General features: G+C 44.7%; 31 protein-coding genes and 1 pseudogene. All 32 read left to right on the forward strand.

Annotation, left to right across the window (positions count from 1 at the left end; genetic code table 11):
- The first annotated feature begins 114 nt into the window (after nt 1-114).
- Complete coding sequence (gene rpsL / locus AC0L46_RS09185; protein ID WP_013659444.1) at nt 115-486, forward strand: 30S ribosomal protein S12; 372 nt, start codon at nt 115-117, stop codon at nt 484-486.
- Nucleotides 487-585: 99 nt separating this feature from the next.
- Nucleotides 586-1,059 carry a 30S ribosomal protein S7 gene (gene rpsG / locus AC0L46_RS09190; RefSeq protein ID WP_317005403.1) on the forward strand — a complete coding sequence of 158 codons (474 nt, stop codon included), beginning with the start codon at nt 586-588 and terminating at the stop codon, nt 1,057-1,059.
- 21 nt (nt 1,060-1,080) lie between these two features.
- Nucleotides 1,081-3,174 carry an elongation factor G gene (fusA, locus tag AC0L46_RS09195; RefSeq protein WP_473503094.1) on the forward strand — a complete coding sequence of 698 codons (2,094 nt, stop codon included), beginning with the start codon at nt 1,081-1,083 and terminating at the stop codon, nt 3,172-3,174.
- 35 nt (nt 3,175-3,209) lie between these two features.
- Nucleotides 3,210-4,433: an elongation factor Tu gene (gene tuf / locus AC0L46_RS09200; RefSeq protein ID WP_414682755.1), complete on the forward strand. Its 1,224-nt coding sequence runs from the start codon at nt 3,210-3,212 to the stop codon at nt 4,431-4,433.
- Nucleotides 4,434-4,629: 196 nt separating this feature from the next.
- Nucleotides 4,630-4,941, forward strand: coding sequence for a 30S ribosomal protein S10 (gene rpsJ / locus AC0L46_RS09205; RefSeq protein ID WP_012071937.1), 312 nt, complete (start codon nt 4,630-4,632; stop codon nt 4,939-4,941).
- Nucleotides 4,942-5,068: 127 nt separating this feature from the next.
- On the forward strand, nt 5,069-5,707 hold the full coding sequence (rplC, locus tag AC0L46_RS09210) for a 50S ribosomal protein L3 (protein ID WP_414682754.1): 639 nt from the start codon (nt 5,069-5,071) through the stop codon (nt 5,705-5,707).
- A gap of 12 nt (nt 5,708-5,719) precedes the next feature.
- On the forward strand, nt 5,720-6,325 hold the full coding sequence (gene rplD / locus AC0L46_RS09215; RefSeq protein ID WP_317005399.1) for a 50S ribosomal protein L4: 606 nt from the start codon (nt 5,720-5,722) through the stop codon (nt 6,323-6,325).
- A complete protein-coding gene (gene rplW, locus AC0L46_RS09220; protein WP_191596020.1) occupies nt 6,322-6,618 on the forward strand; it encodes a 50S ribosomal protein L23 in 297 nt (98 codons plus the stop codon). The genes rplD and rplW overlap by 4 nt, the downstream gene beginning before the upstream one ends.
- Nucleotides 6,619-6,632: 14 nt before the next feature.
- Nucleotides 6,633-7,456: pseudogene (rplB, locus tag AC0L46_RS09225) on the forward strand (50S ribosomal protein L2).
- Nucleotides 7,457-7,471: 15 nt separating this feature from the next.
- Nucleotides 7,472-7,747 (forward strand): 30S ribosomal protein S19, encoded by a 276-nt coding sequence (rpsS, locus tag AC0L46_RS09230; RefSeq protein ID WP_036163121.1) that lies wholly within the window; start codon nt 7,472-7,474, stop codon nt 7,745-7,747.
- 14 nt (nt 7,748-7,761) lie between these two features.
- On the forward strand, nt 7,762-8,094 hold the full coding sequence (gene rplV, locus AC0L46_RS09235; protein ID WP_110577367.1) for a 50S ribosomal protein L22: 333 nt from the start codon (nt 7,762-7,764) through the stop codon (nt 8,092-8,094).
- A gap of 14 nt (nt 8,095-8,108) precedes the next feature.
- Nucleotides 8,109-8,789, forward strand: a complete 681-nt coding sequence (rpsC, locus tag AC0L46_RS09240; RefSeq protein ID WP_414682753.1) for a 30S ribosomal protein S3 — start codon at nt 8,109-8,111, stop codon at nt 8,787-8,789.
- 10 nt (nt 8,790-8,799) lie between these two features.
- Nucleotides 8,800-9,213: a 50S ribosomal protein L16 gene (gene rplP, locus AC0L46_RS09245; protein ID WP_133004497.1), complete on the forward strand. Its 414-nt coding sequence runs from the start codon at nt 8,800-8,802 to the stop codon at nt 9,211-9,213.
- Complete coding sequence (gene rpmC / locus AC0L46_RS09250; RefSeq protein WP_317005397.1) at nt 9,214-9,405, forward strand: 50S ribosomal protein L29; 192 nt, start codon at nt 9,214-9,216, stop codon at nt 9,403-9,405.
- A 1-nt stretch (nt 9,406) separates the two neighbouring features.
- Complete coding sequence (rpsQ, locus tag AC0L46_RS09255) at nt 9,407-9,667, forward strand: 30S ribosomal protein S17 (RefSeq protein WP_013797833.1); 261 nt, start codon at nt 9,407-9,409, stop codon at nt 9,665-9,667.
- A gap of 51 nt (nt 9,668-9,718) precedes the next feature.
- Nucleotides 9,719-10,087, forward strand: coding sequence for a 50S ribosomal protein L14 (gene rplN / locus AC0L46_RS09260; RefSeq protein WP_067020125.1), 369 nt, complete (start codon nt 9,719-9,721; stop codon nt 10,085-10,087).
- A gap of 16 nt (nt 10,088-10,103) precedes the next feature.
- Entirely contained in the window at nt 10,104-10,421 is a 318-nt protein-coding gene (gene rplX / locus AC0L46_RS09265; RefSeq protein WP_317005395.1) for a 50S ribosomal protein L24, read from the forward strand.
- A 17-nt stretch (nt 10,422-10,438) separates the two neighbouring features.
- A complete protein-coding gene (gene rplE / locus AC0L46_RS09270; protein ID WP_012071924.1) occupies nt 10,439-10,978 on the forward strand; it encodes a 50S ribosomal protein L5 in 540 nt (179 codons plus the stop codon).
- 12 nt (nt 10,979-10,990) lie between these two features.
- Nucleotides 10,991-11,296: a 30S ribosomal protein S14 gene (rpsN, locus tag AC0L46_RS09275; RefSeq protein ID WP_067020116.1), complete on the forward strand. Its 306-nt coding sequence runs from the start codon at nt 10,991-10,993 to the stop codon at nt 11,294-11,296.
- 130 nt (nt 11,297-11,426) lie between these two features.
- Complete coding sequence (gene rpsH / locus AC0L46_RS09280) at nt 11,427-11,819, forward strand: 30S ribosomal protein S8 (RefSeq protein WP_347984850.1); 393 nt, start codon at nt 11,427-11,429, stop codon at nt 11,817-11,819.
- 8 nt (nt 11,820-11,827) lie between these two features.
- The gene (rplF, locus tag AC0L46_RS09285; protein WP_414682752.1) at nt 11,828-12,361 is read left to right on the forward strand and encodes a 50S ribosomal protein L6; all 534 of its coding nucleotides are present in this window, start codon (nt 11,828-11,830) and stop codon (nt 12,359-12,361) included.
- A 10-nt stretch (nt 12,362-12,371) separates the two neighbouring features.
- Nucleotides 12,372-12,722 carry a 50S ribosomal protein L18 gene (gene rplR, locus AC0L46_RS09290; protein WP_414682751.1) on the forward strand — a complete coding sequence of 117 codons (351 nt, stop codon included), beginning with the start codon at nt 12,372-12,374 and terminating at the stop codon, nt 12,720-12,722.
- A gap of 10 nt (nt 12,723-12,732) precedes the next feature.
- Nucleotides 12,733-13,233 (forward strand): 30S ribosomal protein S5, encoded by a 501-nt coding sequence (gene rpsE / locus AC0L46_RS09295; RefSeq protein WP_317005390.1) that lies wholly within the window; start codon nt 12,733-12,735, stop codon nt 13,231-13,233.
- Between the two features lie 6 nt (nt 13,234-13,239).
- Entirely contained in the window at nt 13,240-13,425 is a 186-nt protein-coding gene (gene rpmD, locus AC0L46_RS09300; RefSeq protein ID WP_036163144.1) for a 50S ribosomal protein L30, read from the forward strand.
- A 1-nt stretch (nt 13,426) separates the two neighbouring features.
- Nucleotides 13,427-13,861 carry a 50S ribosomal protein L15 gene (gene rplO, locus AC0L46_RS09305; protein ID WP_317005389.1) on the forward strand — a complete coding sequence of 145 codons (435 nt, stop codon included), beginning with the start codon at nt 13,427-13,429 and terminating at the stop codon, nt 13,859-13,861.
- The gene (gene secY, locus AC0L46_RS09310) at nt 13,862-15,190 is read left to right on the forward strand and encodes a preprotein translocase subunit SecY (protein WP_317005388.1); all 1,329 of its coding nucleotides are present in this window, start codon (nt 13,862-13,864) and stop codon (nt 15,188-15,190) included.
- Between the two features lie 21 nt (nt 15,191-15,211).
- The gene (rpmJ, locus tag AC0L46_RS09315) at nt 15,212-15,325 is read left to right on the forward strand and encodes a 50S ribosomal protein L36 (protein WP_110577380.1); all 114 of its coding nucleotides are present in this window, start codon (nt 15,212-15,214) and stop codon (nt 15,323-15,325) included.
- A 126-nt stretch (nt 15,326-15,451) separates the two neighbouring features.
- Nucleotides 15,452-15,808 carry a 30S ribosomal protein S13 gene (gene rpsM / locus AC0L46_RS09320; protein ID WP_212653854.1) on the forward strand — a complete coding sequence of 119 codons (357 nt, stop codon included), beginning with the start codon at nt 15,452-15,454 and terminating at the stop codon, nt 15,806-15,808.
- 66 nt (nt 15,809-15,874) lie between these two features.
- A complete protein-coding gene (gene rpsK / locus AC0L46_RS09325; RefSeq protein WP_414682750.1) occupies nt 15,875-16,267 on the forward strand; it encodes a 30S ribosomal protein S11 in 393 nt (130 codons plus the stop codon).
- A gap of 16 nt (nt 16,268-16,283) precedes the next feature.
- Nucleotides 16,284-16,904 (forward strand): 30S ribosomal protein S4, encoded by a 621-nt coding sequence (gene rpsD / locus AC0L46_RS09330; protein WP_347984856.1) that lies wholly within the window; start codon nt 16,284-16,286, stop codon nt 16,902-16,904.
- Nucleotides 16,905-16,937: 33 nt separating this feature from the next.
- The gene (locus AC0L46_RS09335) at nt 16,938-17,942 is read left to right on the forward strand and encodes a DNA-directed RNA polymerase subunit alpha (protein ID WP_347984857.1); all 1,005 of its coding nucleotides are present in this window, start codon (nt 16,938-16,940) and stop codon (nt 17,940-17,942) included.
- Between the two features lie 42 nt (nt 17,943-17,984).
- A complete protein-coding gene (rplQ, locus tag AC0L46_RS09340) occupies nt 17,985-18,362 on the forward strand; it encodes a 50S ribosomal protein L17 (protein WP_212653851.1) in 378 nt (125 codons plus the stop codon).
- Nucleotides 18,363-18,376: the final 14 nt, after the last annotated feature.

The following is an 18,376-nucleotide window of genomic DNA, read 5'->3' on the forward strand; positions in this document are numbered from 1 at the left end:
GAGGTGATTTTTTAGTCACCTTCCTCTTGACTGTTTTATAGGCGCAAATTAAACTTGCGCCTCCTTAATTTTGGCGATTTCCGCCATAAGAATTGGATTTGTGGAGCTTGTCTAATGGCAACCGTTAACCAGTTGGTTCGTAAACCACGTAAACGTAAAGTGGCAAAGAGTGACGTACCTGCGTTACAAGCTTGTCCGCAACGCCGCGGTGTCTGCACTCGCGTATATACTACTACACCTAAAAAGCCTAACTCGGCTTTGCGTAAAGTATGTCGTGTTCGCTTGACTAACGGCTTTGAAGTAACTTCCTACATTGGTGGTGAAGGTCACAATCTACAAGAACACAGTGTTGTACTGATCCGTGGCGGTCGTGTAAAAGATTTGCCAGGTGTTCGTTATCACACAGTTCGCGGTAGTTTAGATACTTCAGGCGTACAAAATCGTAAGCAAGGTCGTTCTAAATACGGTACTAAACGTCCTAAGTAAGTTAATACTGCTTAGATCATCGTTTAGACATAATTTTGTAATACAGTAAGGCCGAGCAATTGTTGAATTGTCTCGGGCGAACCTGAAGAGGGTATAGAAATGCCAAGAAGACGCGTCGTCGCAAAGCGTGATGTACTTCCGGATCCTAAACACGGAAGCCAACTACTCGCTAAATTCATTAACCACGTAATGGTTAGTGGTAAAAAATCTGTTGCAGAGAGCATCGTATACAACGCTCTAAACACTGTTGCAGAGCGCGCTAAAACTGAAGAGCCTATGGCTGTCTTCGAAAAAGCACTAGAATCTATCCAACCAATGGTTGAGGTTAAATCTCGCCGTGTTGGTGGTGCAACTTATCAAGTTCCTGTTGAAGTACGTCCAGCTCGCCGCGCAGCTTTGTCTATGCGTTGGTTGGTTGATGCTTCTCGCAAACGTGGTGAGAAATCAATGGCTCTACGCCTAGCTGGCGAAATTTTAGATGCTGCTGAGAATAAAGGTTCTGCTGTTAAGAAACGTGAAGACGTTCATCGCATGGCAGAAGCGAACAAAGCATTTTCTCATTACCGTTTCTAATCTCCTGGAGAGCTATACACAGTGGCACGTAAAACACCTATCAACCGCTACCGTAATATTGGTATTTGTGCGCACGTTGATGCAGGTAAAACGACGACAACTGAACGCGTTCTTTTCTATACAGGTCTGTCTCATAAAATAGGTGAGGTGCACGATGGTGCGGCTACTATGGATTGGATGGAGCAAGAGCAAGAGCGCGGTATTACCATCACTTCAGCGGCAACAACTTGCTTCTGGAGTGGTATGAGTAAACAGTTTGAACAGCATCGTATCAATATTATTGATACGCCTGGGCACGTAGATTTCACTATTGAAGTGGAGCGTTCTTTGCGTGTTCTGGATGGTGCCGTTGTTGTGCTTTGTGGCTCTTCTGGCGTACAGCCTCAGACTGAGACTGTATGGCGACAAGCGAATAAATATGAAGTGCCTCGTATGGTGTTCGTCAATAAGATGGACCGAACAGGTGCGGATTATTTTTCGGTTGTTGAGCAGCTTAAAGCTCGCCTGGGAGCGAATGCCGTTCCTATTCAAATTAACATCGGTACTGAAGATGACTTCAAGGGCGTTGTTGATTTGATTCTCATGAAAGCCATTATGTGGAATGAAGAAGATCAAGGTATGTCTTACGAATTGGAAGATATACCAGCCGACCTTCTTGAGACTGCTGAAGAATGGCGAGAAGAGATGGTTGAAGCGGCTGCGGAAGCAAATGAAGAATTAATGGATAAGTACCTTGAAGAAGGTGAGTTATCTATTGAAGAAATTAAAAGTGGCTTGCGTGCACGAACTTTAGCGAATGACATTGTTCTTGTTACTTGTGGTTCGGCCTTTAAAAATAAAGGCGTGCAAGCTGTTTTGGATGCTGTTGTTGAATACATGCCTTCACCGCTTGAAGTTAAAGCGATTGAAGGGACACTTGAGGATGGCGAAACGGCTGTTACTCGAGTGGCTGATGATGAGGCTCCTTTCTCTGCATTGGCGTTCAAAATAGCAACCGATCCGTTTGTTGGTACTTTGACATTCATGCGTGTGTACTCTGGTATGTTGCGTTCGGGTGATGCAGTTTACAACTCTGTTAAACAGAAGCGTGAGCGTATCGGCCGGATGGTTCAGATGCATGCAAATGATCGTGAAGAGATTAAAGAAGTGTTGGCAGGAGATATTGCTGCAGCTGTAGGTATGAAGTACGTAACTACAGGTGACACTCTTTGTGATATGAACGATGTTGTTGTACTTGAACGTATGGAATTTCCAGAGCCTGTTATTTCTGTTGCGGTTGAGCCTAAATCTCAAGCGGATCAAGAAAAAATGGGTATTGCGTTGGGTAAACTGGCGCAAGAAGATCCTTCTTTCCGTGTGGAAACGCATGAAGAGACAGGGCAAACAATTATTTCAGGTATGGGTGAGCTGCATCTTGATATTCTTGTTGACCGTATGCGTCGCGAGTTTAAGGTGGAGGCGAACATTGGTAAGCCTCAGGTTTCCTACCGTGAAAAAATTCGCAAAGAAGTGGTGGTTAATCACAAATTTGTGCGTCAATCTGGTGGTCGTGGCCAATACGGTCACGTCGTAATGAAGTTGATTCCATCTGATAAGGATGGTCTTGAGTTTGTTAACGAGATTGTTGGTGGTGTTATTCCTAAAGAATACATCCCTGCGATAGAAAAAGGTGTTTCAGAGCAAATGAAGAATGGTGTCATTGCTGGGTATCCTTTATTGGGTCTCAAGGTGGTATTATTCGATGGTTCATTCCATGATGTTGACTCTAATGAAATGGCCTTTAAAATTGCAGCTTCTCAAGGTTTGAGAAAAGGGGCGGTCGATGCCGATCCTTGTGTTCTTGAGCCGGTAATGAAAGTGGAAGTTGTGACTCCTGAAGAATATATGGGCGATGTGATGGGTGACTTGAATCGTCGTCGAGGTATTGTTCAGGGGATGGACGATTCCCCGTCAGGGAAGATTATTCGTGCTGAAGTTCCTCTCGGGGAAATGTTCGGATATGCAACTGACGTGCGTAGCTTGTCGCAAGGGCGTGCAAGTTATGCAATGGAGTTTGAGAAATACGCTGAAGCACCGGCTAGTGTGGCAGACGCGATCATCAAAAATGAAGATTAATCATCATACTTACTAATTCTTAAGGTGTATGTATCATGGCAAAGAGTAAATTCGAACGTAATAAACCACACGTTAACGTTGGTACTATTGGTCACGTTGACCATGGTAAAACAACTCTAACTGCAGCATTGACTCGTGTATGTGCAGAAGTATTCGGCGGCGAAGCTGTTGCTTTTGACGGTATCGATAATGCTCCAGAAGAGCGTGAGCGTGGTATCACTATCTCAACTTCTCACGTTGAGTATGATTCTCCAGTACGTCACTACGCACACGTAGACTGTCCAGGACACGCCGATTATGTTAAAAACATGATCACTGGTGCTGCTCAAATGGACGGCGCTATCCTTGTTTGTGGTGCGACTGACGGCCCTATGCCTCAGACTCGTGAGCACATCTTGCTTTCTCGTCAAGTAGGTGTTCCTTACATCGTAGTATTCCTAAACAAAGCTGACTTGTTGGCTGAAGACTGTGGCGGTGCGGATTCTGAAGAATACGCTGAAATGCTAGAGTTGGTTGAAATGGAATTGCGTGACCTTCTTTCTGAATACGACTTCCCAGGTGATGACACTCCAATCATCCCAGGTTCTGCTTTGATGGCATTGAACGGCGAAGACGACAACGAAATGGGTACAACTGCAGTTAAGAAGCTTGTTGAGACTCTTGACGAATACATTCCTGAGCCAGAGCGTGCTATCGATGGTGCTTTCATCATGCCTATCGAGGACGTATTCTCTATCCAAGGTCGTGGTACTGTTGTAACTGGTCGTGTTGAGCGCGGTATCATCCGTGTTCAAGAAGAAGTTGAAATCGTTGGTATCGTTGATACTACTAAGACAACTTGTACTGGTGTTGAGATGTTCCGTAAACTTCTTGACGAAGGTCGTGCTGGTGAGAACTGTGGTATCCTTCTACGTGGTACTAAGCGTGAAGACGTTCAGCGTGGTCAAGTATTGGCTAAGCCTGGTTCTATCACTCCTCACACTGAGTTCACAGCAGAAGTATACGTGTTGGGTAAAGATGAAGGTGGTCGTCACACTCCATTCTTCAAAGGCTACCGTCCACAGTTCTACTTCCGTACAACTGACGTAACTGGTGCTTGTTCTCTACCTGAAGGCGTAGAAATGGTTATGCCTGGTGATAACATTCAGATGACTGTTGAACTGATTCACCCAATCGCGATGGACGAAGGTCTACGTTTCGCGATCCGTGAAGGTGGTCGTACAGTTGGTGCTGGTGTTGTAGCTAAAATTCTTAAATAATTAGACTTTGTTCTAGTTAGATAAGTTTTAAAAGCCGCCCTTAGTGGGCGGCTTTTTTATTGGTTTATTTTTGTTGCTTGCAAATTGGTTACTTGACAACCAGTTTCTGAGTGGCTAATATTCGCCGTCCTTAAAAAGGATTGTGGTTTAATAAATGTACAGTTAAACCATAAATACACAGTATTTGGAGTTGGAAATGCAAAGCCAAAAAATCCGTATTCGTCTGAAAGCATTTGATCATCGTCTGATTGATGCTTCAACACAAGAAATTGTGGACACAGCGAAACGTACAGGTGCACAAGTTCGTGGACCAATTCCACTTCCTACTCGCAAAGAGCGTTATACAGTATTGATTTCACCACACGTAAACAAAGATGCGCGTGATCAGTATGAAATCCGTACACACAAACGTGTTCTAGACATCGTTGAGCCAACTGAAAAAACAGTTGACGCTTTGATGAAGTTAGATCTTGCGGCAGGCGTGGAAGTACAAATTTCTTTAGGTTAATAGCCTAAAATCTGGGGTGCGAGAACCGACTGGTTATCAGTCGGCTTATGCACATTAGTGGAATGATCTGGAATGGTCAGCCGTAGCGGGTGATAGCCCCATACACAACTGGCAAGTGAGGTAAAAAATGGCTATTCAATTAGTCGGACGCAAAGCCGGAATGACACGTGTCTTCACAGAAGAAGGTGTATCCGTGCCAGTAACCGTCATCGAGGTTGAACCGAACCGCGTTACTCAGGTGAAAACAGCAGAAACTGACGGCTACCAAGCTGTTCAAGTAACTGTAGGTTCTCGCCGTTCGAGCCGCGTTAACAAAGCTGCTGCGGGTCATTATGCAAAAGCGAATGTTGAAGCAGGTCGTGGTTTGTGGGAGTTCCGCCTGGCAGGTGACGAAAAAGAAATCAATGTTGGTGATGAGCTAACTGTTGCTGATTTCGAATCTATCCAAACGGTTGATGTAACTGGTCAATCAAAGGGTAAAGGATTTCAGGGTGCCATCAAGCGTCATAATTTCTCTATGCAAGACGCTACGCATGGTAACTCATTGTCTCACCGTGCACCTGGTTCCATCGGTCAATGTCAAACACCTGGTCGTGTTTGGAAAGGCAAGAAGATGGCTGGCCACATGGGTGCTGCACAAGTTACTACTCAATCACTAGAAGTGGTTCGTGTAGACACAGAACGTAACCTTATCCTAGTGAAAGGTGCCGTACCTGGTGCAGTGAATGGTGATGTTATTCTTCAATCAGCTGTTAAAGCTCGCTAAGAGGGGTAGACAATGAACTTGAATCTAACAGGCGCAGAAGGAACAGTAGAAGTTTCTGATGTAGCCTTTGCTCGTGAATACAACGAAGCGCTAGTACACCAAGTAGTTACATCTTACTTGGCTGGCGGTCGTCAAGGTTCTCGTGCTCAAAAAACTCGCTCTGAAGTAGCCGGTGGTGGACGTAAACCTTGGAAACAAAAAGGTTCTGGTCGTGCACGTGCAGGTACTATCCGTAGCCCATTATGGCGCTCAGGTGGTGTTACCTTCGCTGCGAAACCACAAGATCACTCTCAGAAAGTGAACAAGAAGATGTACCGTGCAGCAATGCGCACCATCTGGTCTGAACTTGTACGTCAAGACCGTCTTGTTGTGGTTGAAGATCTTAAATTGGAAGCCCCAAAAACTAAGCTCTTCATAGCAAAAATGACAGAATTGAATGTTGAGAATGCTTTGATTGTTTCCCATGAATTGGATGACAATTTGTTTTTAGCAGCTCGCAATATTCCTAGCGTAGATGTGCGTGATGCAGCGTCTATCGATCCTGTTAGCTTGATTGCTTACGACAAAGTGTTGGTGACAGTTGGTGCTCTGAAACAAGTTGAGGAGGCACTAGCATGATCGGCGAACGCATTTATAAAGTTCTGTTGGGTCCACACATTTCCGAAAAAGCAACTATCGTAGCCGAAGGCAACGGTCAGTATGTATTTCGTGTAACGGGTGATGCGACAAAACCTGAAATCAAACAAGCTATCGAAGCGCTTTTTGAAGTCAAAGTTGAGTCTGTACGTACGTTGAACCAAAAAGGTAAGACTAAGCGCACAGTTCGTGGTCTAGGTAAGCGTAGCGACGTGAAAAAAGCGTACGTTCGTTTGGCCGAAGGTCAAGACATTGATTTCATGGTCGCTGAATAAGGGGAGATAGGTCAATGGCTGTTGTAAAAAGTAAGCCAACGTCTGCAGGCCGTCGTCACGTTGTTAAAGTTACCAACAGTGACTTGCACAAAGGCGCACCTTATGCACCTTTGCTAGACAAAAAAGCAAGTCAGGTGGACGTAACAATAACGGACGCATCACTACGCGTCACGTAGGTGGTGGTCATAAGCAGCATTATCGTATGGTTGATTTTCGTCGTAACAAAGACGGAATTCCTGCGGTAGTTGAGCGTTTGGAATATGATCCAAACCGTTCTGCAAATATTGCATTGATTAAATATGCTGATGGTGAGCGTCGTTACATTATCGCTTCCAAAGGTATGGTTGCAGGCAATGTTGTTTTTAGTGGTGCAGATGCGCCTATCAAAGCTGGTAATACTTTGCCTCTGCAAAATATTCCAGTTGGTAGTACGGTTCACTGTATCGAGCTTAAGCCAGGTAAAGGTGCACAAGTTGCGCGTTCTGCTGGTGCTTCAGCTCAGCTAGTTGCACGTGAAGGTCGTTACGTTACTCTTCGTCTACGTTCAGGCGAAATGCGTAAAGTATTGACTGAGTGTCGCGCCACTTTGGGTGAAGTATCAAACTCTGAGCATAGCTTGCGAGTTCTTGGTAAAGCTGGTGCTACGCGTTGGCGTGGTGTTCGTCCTACCGTTCGCGGTGCGGCAATGAACCCAGTTGATCACCCACATGGTGGTGGTGAAGGTCGTAGTAAGGGTGGTCGTCATCCTGTTTCACCTTGGGGTATTCCTGCTAAAGGGTACAAAACACGCAGCAACAAGCGTACTGATAAACTTATTGTACGTCGCCGTACTAAGTAATAAGAGGAAACGACTGTGCCACGTTCACTAAAAAAAGGTCCTTTTATCGACCTTCATTTGTTGAAAAAGGTAGAGGCTGCGGTAGAGAAAAAAGATCGCCGTCCAATTAAAACTTGGTCGCGCCGTTCTACTATCTTCCCTGATTTTGTAGGGTTGACTATCGCTGTCCATAATGGTCGCCAGCATGTTCCAGTTCTAGTAACTGAAGACATGGTCGGTCATAAATTGGGTGAGTTCGCTCCGACCCGTACATATCGTGGTCATGCTGCGGACAAGAAAGCCAAACGGTAATAAGGGGTATTAACATGAGTGAAGTAAGCGCTTCATTGAAGGGTGCTCGCCTCTCAGCGCAGAAGGCCCGTTTGGTTGTAGATCAAATCCGCGGCAAATCTGTTAGCGAAGCACTGAACATTTTAACGTTCAGTCCTAAAAAGGCGGCAGTAATTGTCAAGAAGGTACTTGAGTCTGCGATAGCGAACGCTGAGCATAACGAAGGTGCTGATGTAGATGACTTGCGTGTTTCTACGGCGTATGTGGATGAGGCAATGACTCTGAAACGTATTATGCCACGTGCTAAAGGCCGTGCTGACCGTATTTTGAAACGCGGTTGTCACATAACAGTTAAAGTCGCTGACTAATTAGGAGAAACCCAATGGGTCAGAAGGTTCATCCAACTGGTATACGCCTAGGGATAGTTAAAGACCATACTTCTACTTGGTATGCGAATAATCAAAACTACTCTAAGCTGCTATTAAATGATCTTCAGGTTCGTGAGTACTTGGAGAAAAAATTGGTTCAGGCGTCTGTTTCTCGTATCGAGATCCAACGTCCTGCTCAAACAGCTCGCATTACTATTCACACTGCCCGTCCAGGCATCGTGATTGGTAAGAAAGGCGAAGATGTTGAAAAACTACGTAATGCTATTTCAGAAATGATGGGCGTTCCTGTACACATCAACATCGAAGAAATTCGTAAGCCTGAAATGGACGCGAAATTGGTTGCGCAAAATATTGCTAGCCAACTTGAGCGCCGTGTAATGTTCCGTCGTGCAATGAAGCGTGCAGTACAAAACGCTATGCGTGCCGGTGCGAAGGGTATCAAGGTTCAGGTAAGTGGTCGTCTAGGCGGTGCAGAAATTGCCCGCGCTGAGTGGTACCGTGAAGGTCGTGTGCCTCTACATACACTACGTGCAGACATCGACTACGCTCCTTATGAAGCAAACACAACTTACGGCATCATTGGCGTAAAAGTGTGGATCTTTAAAGGCGAAATCTTGGGCGGTATTGAACAAGTGCGTGCTGATAAAGGCGCACAAAAGAAGAAGTCTAAGTAGGGGGTAAGTCATGTTACAACCGAAACGTACTAAATTCCGTAAGATGATGAAAGGCCGTAATCGTGGTCTTGCATTACGCGGAAACCAAGTTAGCTTTGGTGAATTCGGATTGAAGTCCACAGAACGTGGTCGTATTACTGCTCGTCAAATTGAAGCGGCGCGTCGTGCAATGACTCGTCACATCAAACGTGGTGGTAAAATTTGGATTCGTGTGTTCCCTGATAAGCCGATTACTCAGAAGCCTCTTGAGGTTCGTCAGGGTAAAGGTAAGGGTAATGTAGAATACTGGGTTGCACAAATTCAGCCTGGTAAGATGCTTTATGAAGTTGAGGGCGTTTCAGAGCAACTAGCACGCGAAGCTTTTGCGCTAGCTGCAGCTAAACTTCCTTTGTCCACAACTTTCGTAACGCGTACGGTGATGTAGATGATAGCAAAAGAACTGCAAGAAAAGTCTGTAGCAGAGCTACAAGCGACCTTGATTGAGCTTCTACGTGAGCAATTCACATTGCGCATGCAGAAAGCGACTGGTCAGTTGACGCAAACTCATTTGCTTTCTCAAGTCCGCCGCAATATCGCACGTGTTAAAACCGTGCTTAATGATAAGGCAGGTAACTAAGATGGCAGAAACAAAAGCGCGTACAGCTACTGGTAAGGTAGTCAGCGACAAAATGGATAAAACCATTACAGTACTAGTTGAGCGTACAGAAAAACACCCTCTATACGGTAAGTTCGTACGTCGTTCAACGAAATTACACGCTCACGATGAAAACAATGAGTGCCAGATCGGTGATACAGTTAAGGTCGTAGAAACACGTCCTTACTCTAAGTCTAAGACTTGGAATCTGGTTCAAGTTGTAGAGAAAGCAGCAGCTGTATAAGCTGCTCCTTCCTTCGTGAGACTTGTTATCTAATTTGATTGGAGAGCAGTAATGATTCAAACAGAATCGATGCTTGATGTTGCAGATAACAGCGGCGCAAAGCGTGTTCAGTGTATTAAAGTACTGGGTGGCTCACATCGTCGTTATGCTGCTATCGGTGACATCATTAAGGTCACAGTGAAAGAAGCGATCCCTCGTGGTCGTGTTAAAAAAGGGCAGGTTCTTAACGCTGTTGTCGTTAGAACTAAGAAAGGTGTTCGTCGCTCTGATGGTTCCGTAATCCGCTTTGATGTAAATTCAGCGGTATTGTTGAACGCTTCAGGACAGCCTATTGGTACTCGTATCTTTGGCCCTGTAACACGTGAATTGCGTACAGAGCAGTTCATGAAAATTGTTTCTCTTGCACCTGAAGTGCTGTAAGAGAGAGGGGGACATTATGCGTAAAATCAAACGTAACGACGAAGTTATCGTGATTGCTGGGAAAGACAAAGGCAAACGCGGTAAAGTTGTTAAGGTAGTAGACGAAAACCGAGTTCTAGTTTCTGGCATTAACACTGTTAAGAAGCATGAAAAACCAAACCCTATGAAGGGTTCAACTGGTGGTATCGTTGAACAAGAAGCACCTATCCAGGTTTCGAATGTAGCCATTTTTAACAATGCTACTGGTAAAGCGGATCGCGTCGGCTTTAAATTGAATGAAGACGGTACGAAAGTACGTATCTTTAAATCAAATAGTGAAGCGATCGACGCCTAAGAGCGAGAATTATAGCCATGGCGAGACTTAAGCAAGTTTATAAAGATCAAGTTGTAGCAAAACTTACAGAAGAGTTTAGCTACAAAAACGTGATGGAAGTGCCGAAAATCACTAAAATCACACTAAATATGGGTGTAGGTGAAGCTATTGCTGACAAGAAACTTCTTGAGCATGCAGTAAATGATCTAGAAGCACTTAGCGGCCAAAAAGTTGTAGTGACTAAGGCGCGTAAATCAGTAGCAGGCTTTAAAATCCGTGACGGTTACCCGATCGGTTGTAAAGTAACTCTACGTGGTGAGCGTATGTGGGATTTCTTCGACCGTTTGGTTGATGTTGCTATCCCACGTATCCGTGACTTCCGTGGACTTAATCCTAAGTCTTTCGACGGTCGCGGTAACTACAGCATGGGTGTTAAAGAGCAAATCATCTTCCCTGAAATCGACTACGATAAAGTAGATCGTGTACGTGGTATGGATATTACCATTACAACGACTGCTCGTACCGATGAAGAAGGTCGTGCTTTGTTAGCCGCCTTTAGTTTCCCTTTCAAGAAATAAGAGGTAGGAATCATGGCAAAGATCTCAATGATTCAGCGCGAAGCAAAACGTACCAAATTAGTAGCTAAGTACGCTGAAAAGCGTGCTGCTCTAAAAGCGATCATTAGCGACGTTAATGCATCGGACGATGAAAAGTGGGAAGCAACGCTTAAATTGCAAGCGCTTCCACGCGATTCATCTTCTTCTCGCCAGCGTAACCGTTGTCAAGTAACAGGTCGTCCACACGGTGTTTACCGTCGTTTCGGCTTGTCTCGTATCAAACTGCGTGAAGCAGCGATGCGTGGTGACGTGCCAGGCTTGAAGAAAGCTAGTTGGTAAGCAAGTAGAGCGCGATCATAATACATTGCAGTGAGTGGGGTGTCTAAAAGCTGGACATTCCGCTCGCTGCTGTGTACTATGCGCGAGCTCTATTTGCTGCACAATGGTTTTTTAAATTAGGAGCTCTTAAATGAGTATGCAAGATACCCTTGCGGATATGTTTACACGTATTCGTAATGCACAGATGGCTTCAAAGACATCTGTGAGCATGCCTTCATCAAAAATGAAAGCATCTATCGCTGCAGTTCTACGCGAAGAAGGTTACGTAGGTGACTTCTCTGTAGACGAAGCAGTGAAACCGACTCTTACTATCGAATTGAAATATTACGAAGGTAAGCCGGTTATCGAACAAATTAAACGCGCATCTCGCCCAAGTTTGCGTCAATACAAAGGTACTACTTCACTTCCTAAAGTAGAAGCAGGTCTTGGTGTTGCTATCATCTCTACTTCTAAAGGTGTGATGACAGACCGTGCAGCTCGTGCTGCTGGTATTGGTGGCGAAGTAATCTGCACAGTATTCTAGGAGTTAGTATGTCTCGAGTTGCTAATAGTCCCGTGACGCTTCCTAGTGGTGTAGATTTGACACTAAATGGCCAAACTGTCGTTGTTAAAGGCGGTAAAGGTTCTTTAGAGTTTAATGTTCACACAAGCGTTCAAGTGTCTAAAGAAGAAAATGTAATCACTTTCGCTCCACGCGATGGTGCAAAACAAAGCCGTGCCTTAGCTGGTACAACTCGTGCTTTAGTTAACAACATGGTTGTTGGTGTTAGCCAAGGTTTCGAAAAAAGATTGCTTCTTCAAGGTGTTGGTTACCGTGCTGCCGTTAAAGGTAAAGTACTGAACCTTTCTCTGGGTTTTTCTCATCCAGTAGATTACGAACTACCTGAAGGCATAACAGCTGAATGTGCTTCTCAAACAGAAATCGTGATTCGCGGTATTGATAAACAAGCCGTTGGTCAGGTTGCTGCAGAAGTTCGCGGTTTCCGTCCGCCTGAGCCTTATAAAGGTAAGGGTGTTCGTTATGCTGACGAGATTATTCGTCGTAAAGAAGCTAAGAAGAAGTAGGTAAGCATTCATGAACACTAAAAAACAATCTCGGATTCGTCGTGCACGTCGTGCTCGTTTGCATATTCGTGACTTAGGTGCGAATCGTCTTGCTGTACATCGCACGCCTCGCCATATGTATGCTCAAGTGATTTCTCCTTGCGGTAGTAAAGTACTAGCTAGTGCTTCTACTCTTGAAGAAGCTCTTCGTGGTACAGCGACTGGTAACAAAGCAGCAGCTAAAGAAGTTGGTACTTTGATCGCTACTCGCGCTAAAGAAGCAGGTGTCACTTCGGTCGCTTTTGACCGTTCTGGCTTCAAATATCATGGTCGCGTTCAAGCTCTTGCTGACGCTGCACGTGAAGCCGGTCTAGAGTTTTAAGGGGTAGCAAATGGCTGTTAATGATCAACAAACTAGCGACCTCCAAGAGAAGCTAGTTCAAGTAAACCGCGTTGCTAAAGTTGTTAAGGGTGGTCGTATCTTCTCTTTCACAGCTTTAACAGTTGTCGGTGATGGAAATGGTAAAGTTGGCTTTGGTCGCGGTAAAGCGCGTGAAGTTCCACAAGCGATTCAAAAAGCTATGGAACAAGCACGTCGCAATATGGTTTCTGTAAAACTTGACGGCGATACGCTTCAGTATCCTGTTAAAGCATCTCACGGTGCTTCAAAAGTTTACATGCAACCTGCGTCTCAAGGTACTGGTGTTATCGCCGGTGGTGCAATGCGTGCGGTTCTTGAAATCGCTGGTGTGCACAACGTATTGGCGAAATGTTACGGTTCTACAAACCCAGTAAACGTAGTTCGCGCTACGATCAAAGGTTTGCAGGATATGAAAGCGCCTGAGCAAATCGCGGCTAAACGCGGTAAGTCAGTCGATCAAATTTTGGGGTAATGTGTTATGGCGAATAATACCATCACAGTTCAACTAACCCGTAGCCCGATCGGTCGTCTTCCAAAGCACCGTGAAACTGTAAAAGGTTTGGGTTTACGCAAAGTTGGCCAAACTCGTGAGTTGGAAGATACACCAGCGGTACGTGGTATGGTTAATAAAGTTTATTACATGGTTAAAGTGGTAGGAGAGTAATATGTTTTTAAATACAATTAGTCCTGCCGAAGGTAGCAAACATGCTCCTAAACGTGTTGGTCGCGGTATTGGTAGCGGCTTGGGTAAAACTGGCGGACGTGGTCATAAAGGTCTTAAGTCTCGCTCAGGTGGCTCAGTAAAACCTGGTTTTGAAGGTGGTCAAATGCCTTTGCAGAAACGTCTGCCAAAATTTGGTTTTACTTCACGTCAAGCGAAGTATGTTGCTGAGGTTCGTCTAAACGAGCTTGCTGCTGTAAATGCTGAAGTTGTAGATTTAGCTGCTCTTAAAAGCGCCGACATTCTTGGTCACCAAATTAAAACTGCACGTGTAATTTTGTCTGGTTCTATCGACAAAGCTGTTACCGTTCGTGGTCTTAAAGTGACTAAAGGTGCTCGTGCTGCTATTGAAGCAGCTGGCGGAAAAGTCGAGGAATAAATGGCAAAGCGTGGCTCACTACCTGCTGGGATGCAAAACGGATTAAGCGAGCTTTGGTCTCGTATTCGCTTTGTGTTTTTAGCAATTATTGTATACCGAATTGGTGCACATATCCCTGTCCCAGGAATTAACCCTGATAGGTTGTCTGCATTGTTTGATCAAAATGAAGGCACAATTCTGAGTTTATTTAACGTATTCTCAGGGGGCGCGTTAGAGCGTATGAGTATTTTTGCGCTTGGTATTCTGCCCTATATTTCTGCCTCTATTATTATGCAGTTATTGACGGTTGTGAGTCCGCAGCTAGAGCAGTTGAAAAAAGAAGGTGAGGCGGGTCGTCGTAAGATTACTCAATATACTCGCTATGGTACCGTCCTTCTTGCGTTGGTTCAGTCGGCTAGTATGTCGGTTGGCCTTGCAAGTCAGGGTATATCATTCAGTACAGGTATGGAATTCTATGCCGTTGCTGTTGTTACTCTTGTGGCTGGTACTGTCTTTTTGATGTGGTTGGGAGAACAGGTTACAGAAAAAGGCATTGGTAATGGCATTTCCATTCTAATCTTTGCCGGCATCGTAGCAGGTCTTCCTTCAGCTTTAGCTCAGTCTTTTGAATCGGCTCGTCAAGGCGATATTAATATTTTAGCTTTGCTGTTAATCGGTATTTTAGCGATTGCTACGGTTGCGTTTGTCGTGTTCATTGAACGTGGTCAACGTCGTATCACTGTTAATTACGCGAAAAGACAGCAAGGCAAAAAAGTGTTTGCTGCACAAAAGAGTCATTTGCCACTTAAAGTAAACATGGCTGGTGTAATACCTCCAATCTTTGCTTCAAGTATCCTTTTGTTCCCTGCATCGATCGGCCAATGGTTCGGTCAAGGTGAGGGTATGGAATGGTTGCAAAATATTTCTTTGGCTCTCGCTCCAGGGCAACCGCTCTATGTGTTGTTGTTTGCAATTGCAATTGTTTTCTTTTGCTTTTTCTACACAGCGCTAGTGTTCAACCCTAAAGATGTAGCAGATAACTTGAAAAAGTCCGGTGCTTTTTTGCCGGGTATTCGTCCAGGTGATCATACAGCTCGATATATTGATGGTGTAATGACCCGTTTGACATTGTTTGGTGCTTTGTACATCACTCTAGTGTCTTTGATGCCTCAGTTCTTTGTTGTTGCGTGGAATGTTCCATTCTACTTTGGCGGTACTTCTATGTTGATCGTAGTAGTGGTTGTCATGGACTTTATGTCGCAAGTTCAAAGCCATCTGATGAGTCAGCAATACGAGTCATTAATGAAGAAATCTAATCTGACTGGCTATGGTCCAAATGGCCTTATGTGATAAACATAGGTTGGAGTGAACATGAAAGTACGTGCATCTGTAAAGAAAATCTGTCGTAACTGCAAAATCGTTCGTCGTAACGGTTCAGTTCGAGTGATTTGCATTGAGCCTCGTCATAAGCAACGTCAAGGCTAATTGCGAGTTTCTCAATGATAGGAAAGGGTGGTTGATTTATGGCCTAAAGATAGGCATAATCAGCCGCCCTCATGAAAGTAAAGTGATGGTTTATTAGTTAATCATCTATAACAACGGAGTAAAGTGATGGCTCGTATAGCCGGTGTCAATATTCCTGACAATAAACATGCGGTCATTTCTCTGACTTACATCTTCGGAATTGGTCGCACTCGTTCACGCGCTATTTGTGCAGCTACGGGTGTTGCTGAAACTGCGAAAATCGGTTCATTAAGTGATGATGTCCTTGATGAACTTCGTGGTGAAGTTGGTAAGTACACTGTAGAGGGTGACTTGCGTCGTGAAGTCAGCATGTCTATCAAACGTTTGATGGACTTAGGTTGCAACCGCGGGATCCGTCATCGCCGCAGCCTACCTGTTCGTGGTCAACGTACCAAAACGAACGCTCGTACACGAAAAGGCCCACGTAAGCCAATTCGTAAGTAATTTAAACGCGTTTCGCTCTAACCATATTATTAGGTTAGAGCTGAGCATTAAATAGGAAAGTGCAATATGGCTAAGCCAGCAACGCGCAGCACCAAGAAGAAAGTCAAAAAGACGGTCGTCGACGGTGTTGCTCATGTACATGCATCATTTAATAATACGATCGTGACAATCACTGATCGCCAAGGTAACGCTCTTTCATGGGCTACTGCAGGTGGTTCTGGTTTCCGCGGATCTCGTAAAAGTACACCATTCGCAGCTCAAGTAGCAGCGGAACGTGCCGGTGCTGTCGCTCAAGAATTCGGCCTTAAAAACGTTGACGTAATGATCAAGGGCCCTGGTCCAGGTCGTGAGTCCGCAGTTCGTGCATTGAATGCATTGGGCTTGCGTATCAATAACATCACAGATGTGACGCCAATTCCACACAATGGTTGTCGTCCACCTAAGAAACGTCGCGTTTAATTGAGGAGACAGATACATGGCTCGTTATATAGGTCCAACTTGTAAGTTGTCTCGTCGTGAAGGTACCGACTTGCAATTGAAGAGCGGTTCACGCGCTCTTGAGTCGAAATGTAAAGCAGAAACAGTTCCAGGTGTGCACGGTGCACGTCGCGGTCGTCTTTCTGATTACGGCTTACAATTACGTGAGAAACAAAAAGTACGTCGTATGTACGGTGTTCTTGAAAAACAATTCCGTAATTACTACAAATCTGCGGCTCGTCTTAAAGGCGCAACAGGTGAAAACTTGTTACAACTTTTAGAGTCTCGTTTGGATAACGTTGTTTATCGCGCAGGTTTTGGTTCTACACGTGCGGAAGCTCGTCAGTTAGTAGGCCATAAAGGCATTCTAGTAAATGGCGCTACGGTTAACATTCCATCTTACCAAGTTAAAGCTGGTGATGTTGTGTCTATCCGTGAAAAAGCTAAGAAGCAATTGCGTGTTCAAAGCGCACTAGAGCTATCTAAAAGTCGTGCAGCGATCCATTGGATCGAGGTTGATTCAACCAAATTGGAAGCAACTTATAAAGCGCTTCCAGAGCGTGCCGATTTATCAGCTGAAATTAATGAGAACCTAATTGTCGAGCTTTACTCTAAGTAAGCCGGTAATTAGGATTAAGAAATAGGTGGATCTATGCAGCGTTCAGTGAGCGAATTGTTAACCCCACGCAACATTGAAGTGCAAGAGTTAGGGAATAGCCGAGCTAAAGTTACACTGCAACCTCTAGAACGTGGTTTTGGTCATACTTTGGGTAATGCGCTACGCCGTATTCTTTTATCTTCTATGCCAGGTTGTGCGATTGTTGAAGTTGAAATCGACGGTGTATTACATGAATACAGCGCAATCGAAGGGGTTAAAGAAGATGTAATTGAGATTCTTCTTAACCTGAAAGGAGTTGCGATCGCTCTACACGGGCAAGATGAAGCAACTCTTACTCTAAGTAAAAAGGGTCCTGGTGTCGTAACGGCTGGAGATATCCAGTTGGTTTCTGATGCAGAGATCGCTAATCCTGACCATGTAATTGCGCATTTAGATGATACTGCAGAGTTATCTATGCAGATCAAAGTTGCGCGTGGTCGTGGTTATGAGCCTGCTGATGCCCGTACTGCCGGCGACGATGAGACTCGTCCTATCGGTCGCTTGCAACTGGATGCTTCATTCAGCCCTGTTCGTCGTGTTGCTTACAGTGTTGACAATGCTCGTGTTGAGCAACGCACTGACTTGGATAAATTGGTCCTAGACATTGAGTCTAACGGCACAATTGATCCAGAAGAAGCAATTCGCAGAGCAGCAACTATTCTTCAACAACAGATTGCCGTATTCGTCGCTCTTGAAAGCGAAAGTGAAGCACCTGTTGAAGAAGAAGAAGATGAAATTGATCCAATTTTGCTACGCCCGGTTGATGATCTTGAGTTGACCGTTCGCAGTGCTAACTGTTTAAAAGCAGAGAACATTTATTACATCGGTGATTTGATTCAACGTACTGAGGTTGAGCTTCTTAAGACGCCTAACCTAGGTAAGAAGTCGTTAACTGAAATCAAAGATGTTTTAGCACAGCGTGGTTTGTCTTTGGGAATGCGTCTAGAAAACTGGCCACCAGCTAGTTTGAAAGACGATAGCAAAGTTCTAGCTCGCTAGGTCATTGTTCCCTGACCACCGTAGTTTGGTAAGGAATGTAAAATGCGTCATCGTAAGAGTGGACGTCACTTAAACCGTACTAGCTCACATCGTAAAGCGATGTTTAAAAATATGGCTGCTTCTTTGTTTGAGCACGAAGTTATTAAAACTACGTTGCCTAAAGCAAAAGAATTACGTCGTGTTGCTGAGCCGTTAATCACATTGGCGAAAGTTGATTCCGTAGCGAATCGTCGCCTTGCCTTTGCTCGTACTCGTAGCAAAGATGCAGTAGGTAAATTGTTCTCTGAACTTGGTCCTCGTTACCAAGCTCGTCCTGGCGGTTATGTTCGCATTCTAAAATGTGGATTCCGTGCAGGTGACAACGCACCTATGGCTTACGTTGAATTGGTCGATCGACCAGTTACAGAAGCCGCTGAGTAATATCAGTTTGTAAT

The sequence above is a fragment of the Marinomonas sp. 15G6-16 genome (genome assembly GCF_055809555.1).

Excerpts from the sequence above, each read along its gene's own strand:
- rplD (WP_317005399.1), top strand. The coding sequence starts at position 5,720 with ATGAACTTGAATCTAACAGGCGCAGAAGGAACAGTAGAAGTTTCTGAT.
- rplX (WP_317005395.1), top strand. The coding sequence starts at position 10,104 with ATGCGTAAAATCAAACGTAACGACGAAGTTATCGTGATTGCTGGGAAA.
- rpsL (WP_013659444.1), top strand. The coding sequence starts at position 115 with ATGGCAACCGTTAACCAGTTGGTTCGTAAACCACGTAAACGTAAAGTG.
- rplO (WP_317005389.1), top strand. The coding sequence starts at position 13,427 with ATGTTTTTAAATACAATTAGTCCTGCCGAAGGTAGCAAACATGCTCCT.
- rplP (WP_133004497.1), top strand. The coding sequence starts at position 8,800 with ATGTTACAACCGAAACGTACTAAATTCCGTAAGATGATGAAAGGCCGT.
- rplN (WP_067020125.1), top strand. The coding sequence starts at position 9,719 with ATGATTCAAACAGAATCGATGCTTGATGTTGCAGATAACAGCGGCGCA.
- rpmJ (WP_110577380.1), top strand. The coding sequence starts at position 15,212 with ATGAAAGTACGTGCATCTGTAAAGAAAATCTGTCGTAACTGCAAAATC.
- rplR (WP_414682751.1), top strand. The coding sequence starts at position 12,372 with ATGAACACTAAAAAACAATCTCGGATTCGTCGTGCACGTCGTGCTCGT.
- rplC (WP_414682754.1), top strand. The coding sequence starts at position 5,069 with ATGGCTATTCAATTAGTCGGACGCAAAGCCGGAATGACACGTGTCTTC.
- rpsN (WP_067020116.1), top strand. The coding sequence starts at position 10,991 with ATGGCAAAGATCTCAATGATTCAGCGCGAAGCAAAACGTACCAAATTA.
- rpsG (WP_317005403.1), top strand. The coding sequence starts at position 586 with ATGCCAAGAAGACGCGTCGTCGCAAAGCGTGATGTACTTCCGGATCCT.
- rpmC (WP_317005397.1), top strand. The coding sequence starts at position 9,214 with ATGATAGCAAAAGAACTGCAAGAAAAGTCTGTAGCAGAGCTACAAGCG.
- rpsD (WP_347984856.1), top strand. The coding sequence starts at position 16,284 with ATGGCTCGTTATATAGGTCCAACTTGTAAGTTGTCTCGTCGTGAAGGT.
- rplW (WP_191596020.1), top strand. The coding sequence starts at position 6,322 with ATGATCGGCGAACGCATTTATAAAGTTCTGTTGGGTCCACACATTTCC.
- AC0L46_RS09335 (WP_347984857.1), top strand. The coding sequence starts at position 16,938 with ATGCAGCGTTCAGTGAGCGAATTGTTAACCCCACGCAACATTGAAGTG.
- rplQ (WP_212653851.1), top strand. The coding sequence starts at position 17,985 with ATGCGTCATCGTAAGAGTGGACGTCACTTAAACCGTACTAGCTCACAT.
- rpsQ (WP_013797833.1), top strand. The coding sequence starts at position 9,407 with ATGGCAGAAACAAAAGCGCGTACAGCTACTGGTAAGGTAGTCAGCGAC.
- rpsH (WP_347984850.1), top strand. The coding sequence starts at position 11,427 with ATGAGTATGCAAGATACCCTTGCGGATATGTTTACACGTATTCGTAAT.
- tuf (WP_414682755.1), top strand. The coding sequence starts at position 3,210 with ATGGCAAAGAGTAAATTCGAACGTAATAAACCACACGTTAACGTTGGT.
- rpsK (WP_414682750.1), top strand. The coding sequence starts at position 15,875 with ATGGCTAAGCCAGCAACGCGCAGCACCAAGAAGAAAGTCAAAAAGACG.
- rpsJ (WP_012071937.1), top strand. The coding sequence starts at position 4,630 with ATGCAAAGCCAAAAAATCCGTATTCGTCTGAAAGCATTTGATCATCGT.
- rpsM (WP_212653854.1), top strand. The coding sequence starts at position 15,452 with ATGGCTCGTATAGCCGGTGTCAATATTCCTGACAATAAACATGCGGTC.
- rpmD (WP_036163144.1), top strand. The coding sequence starts at position 13,240 with ATGGCGAATAATACCATCACAGTTCAACTAACCCGTAGCCCGATCGGT.
- rpsE (WP_317005390.1), top strand. The coding sequence starts at position 12,733 with ATGGCTGTTAATGATCAACAAACTAGCGACCTCCAAGAGAAGCTAGTT.
- secY (WP_317005388.1), top strand. The coding sequence starts at position 13,862 with ATGGCAAAGCGTGGCTCACTACCTGCTGGGATGCAAAACGGATTAAGC.
- rpsC (WP_414682753.1), top strand. The coding sequence starts at position 8,109 with ATGGGTCAGAAGGTTCATCCAACTGGTATACGCCTAGGGATAGTTAAA.
- rplV (WP_110577367.1), top strand. The coding sequence starts at position 7,762 with ATGAGTGAAGTAAGCGCTTCATTGAAGGGTGCTCGCCTCTCAGCGCAG.
- rplE (WP_012071924.1), top strand. The coding sequence starts at position 10,439 with ATGGCGAGACTTAAGCAAGTTTATAAAGATCAAGTTGTAGCAAAACTT.
- rplF (WP_414682752.1), top strand. The coding sequence starts at position 11,828 with ATGTCTCGAGTTGCTAATAGTCCCGTGACGCTTCCTAGTGGTGTAGAT.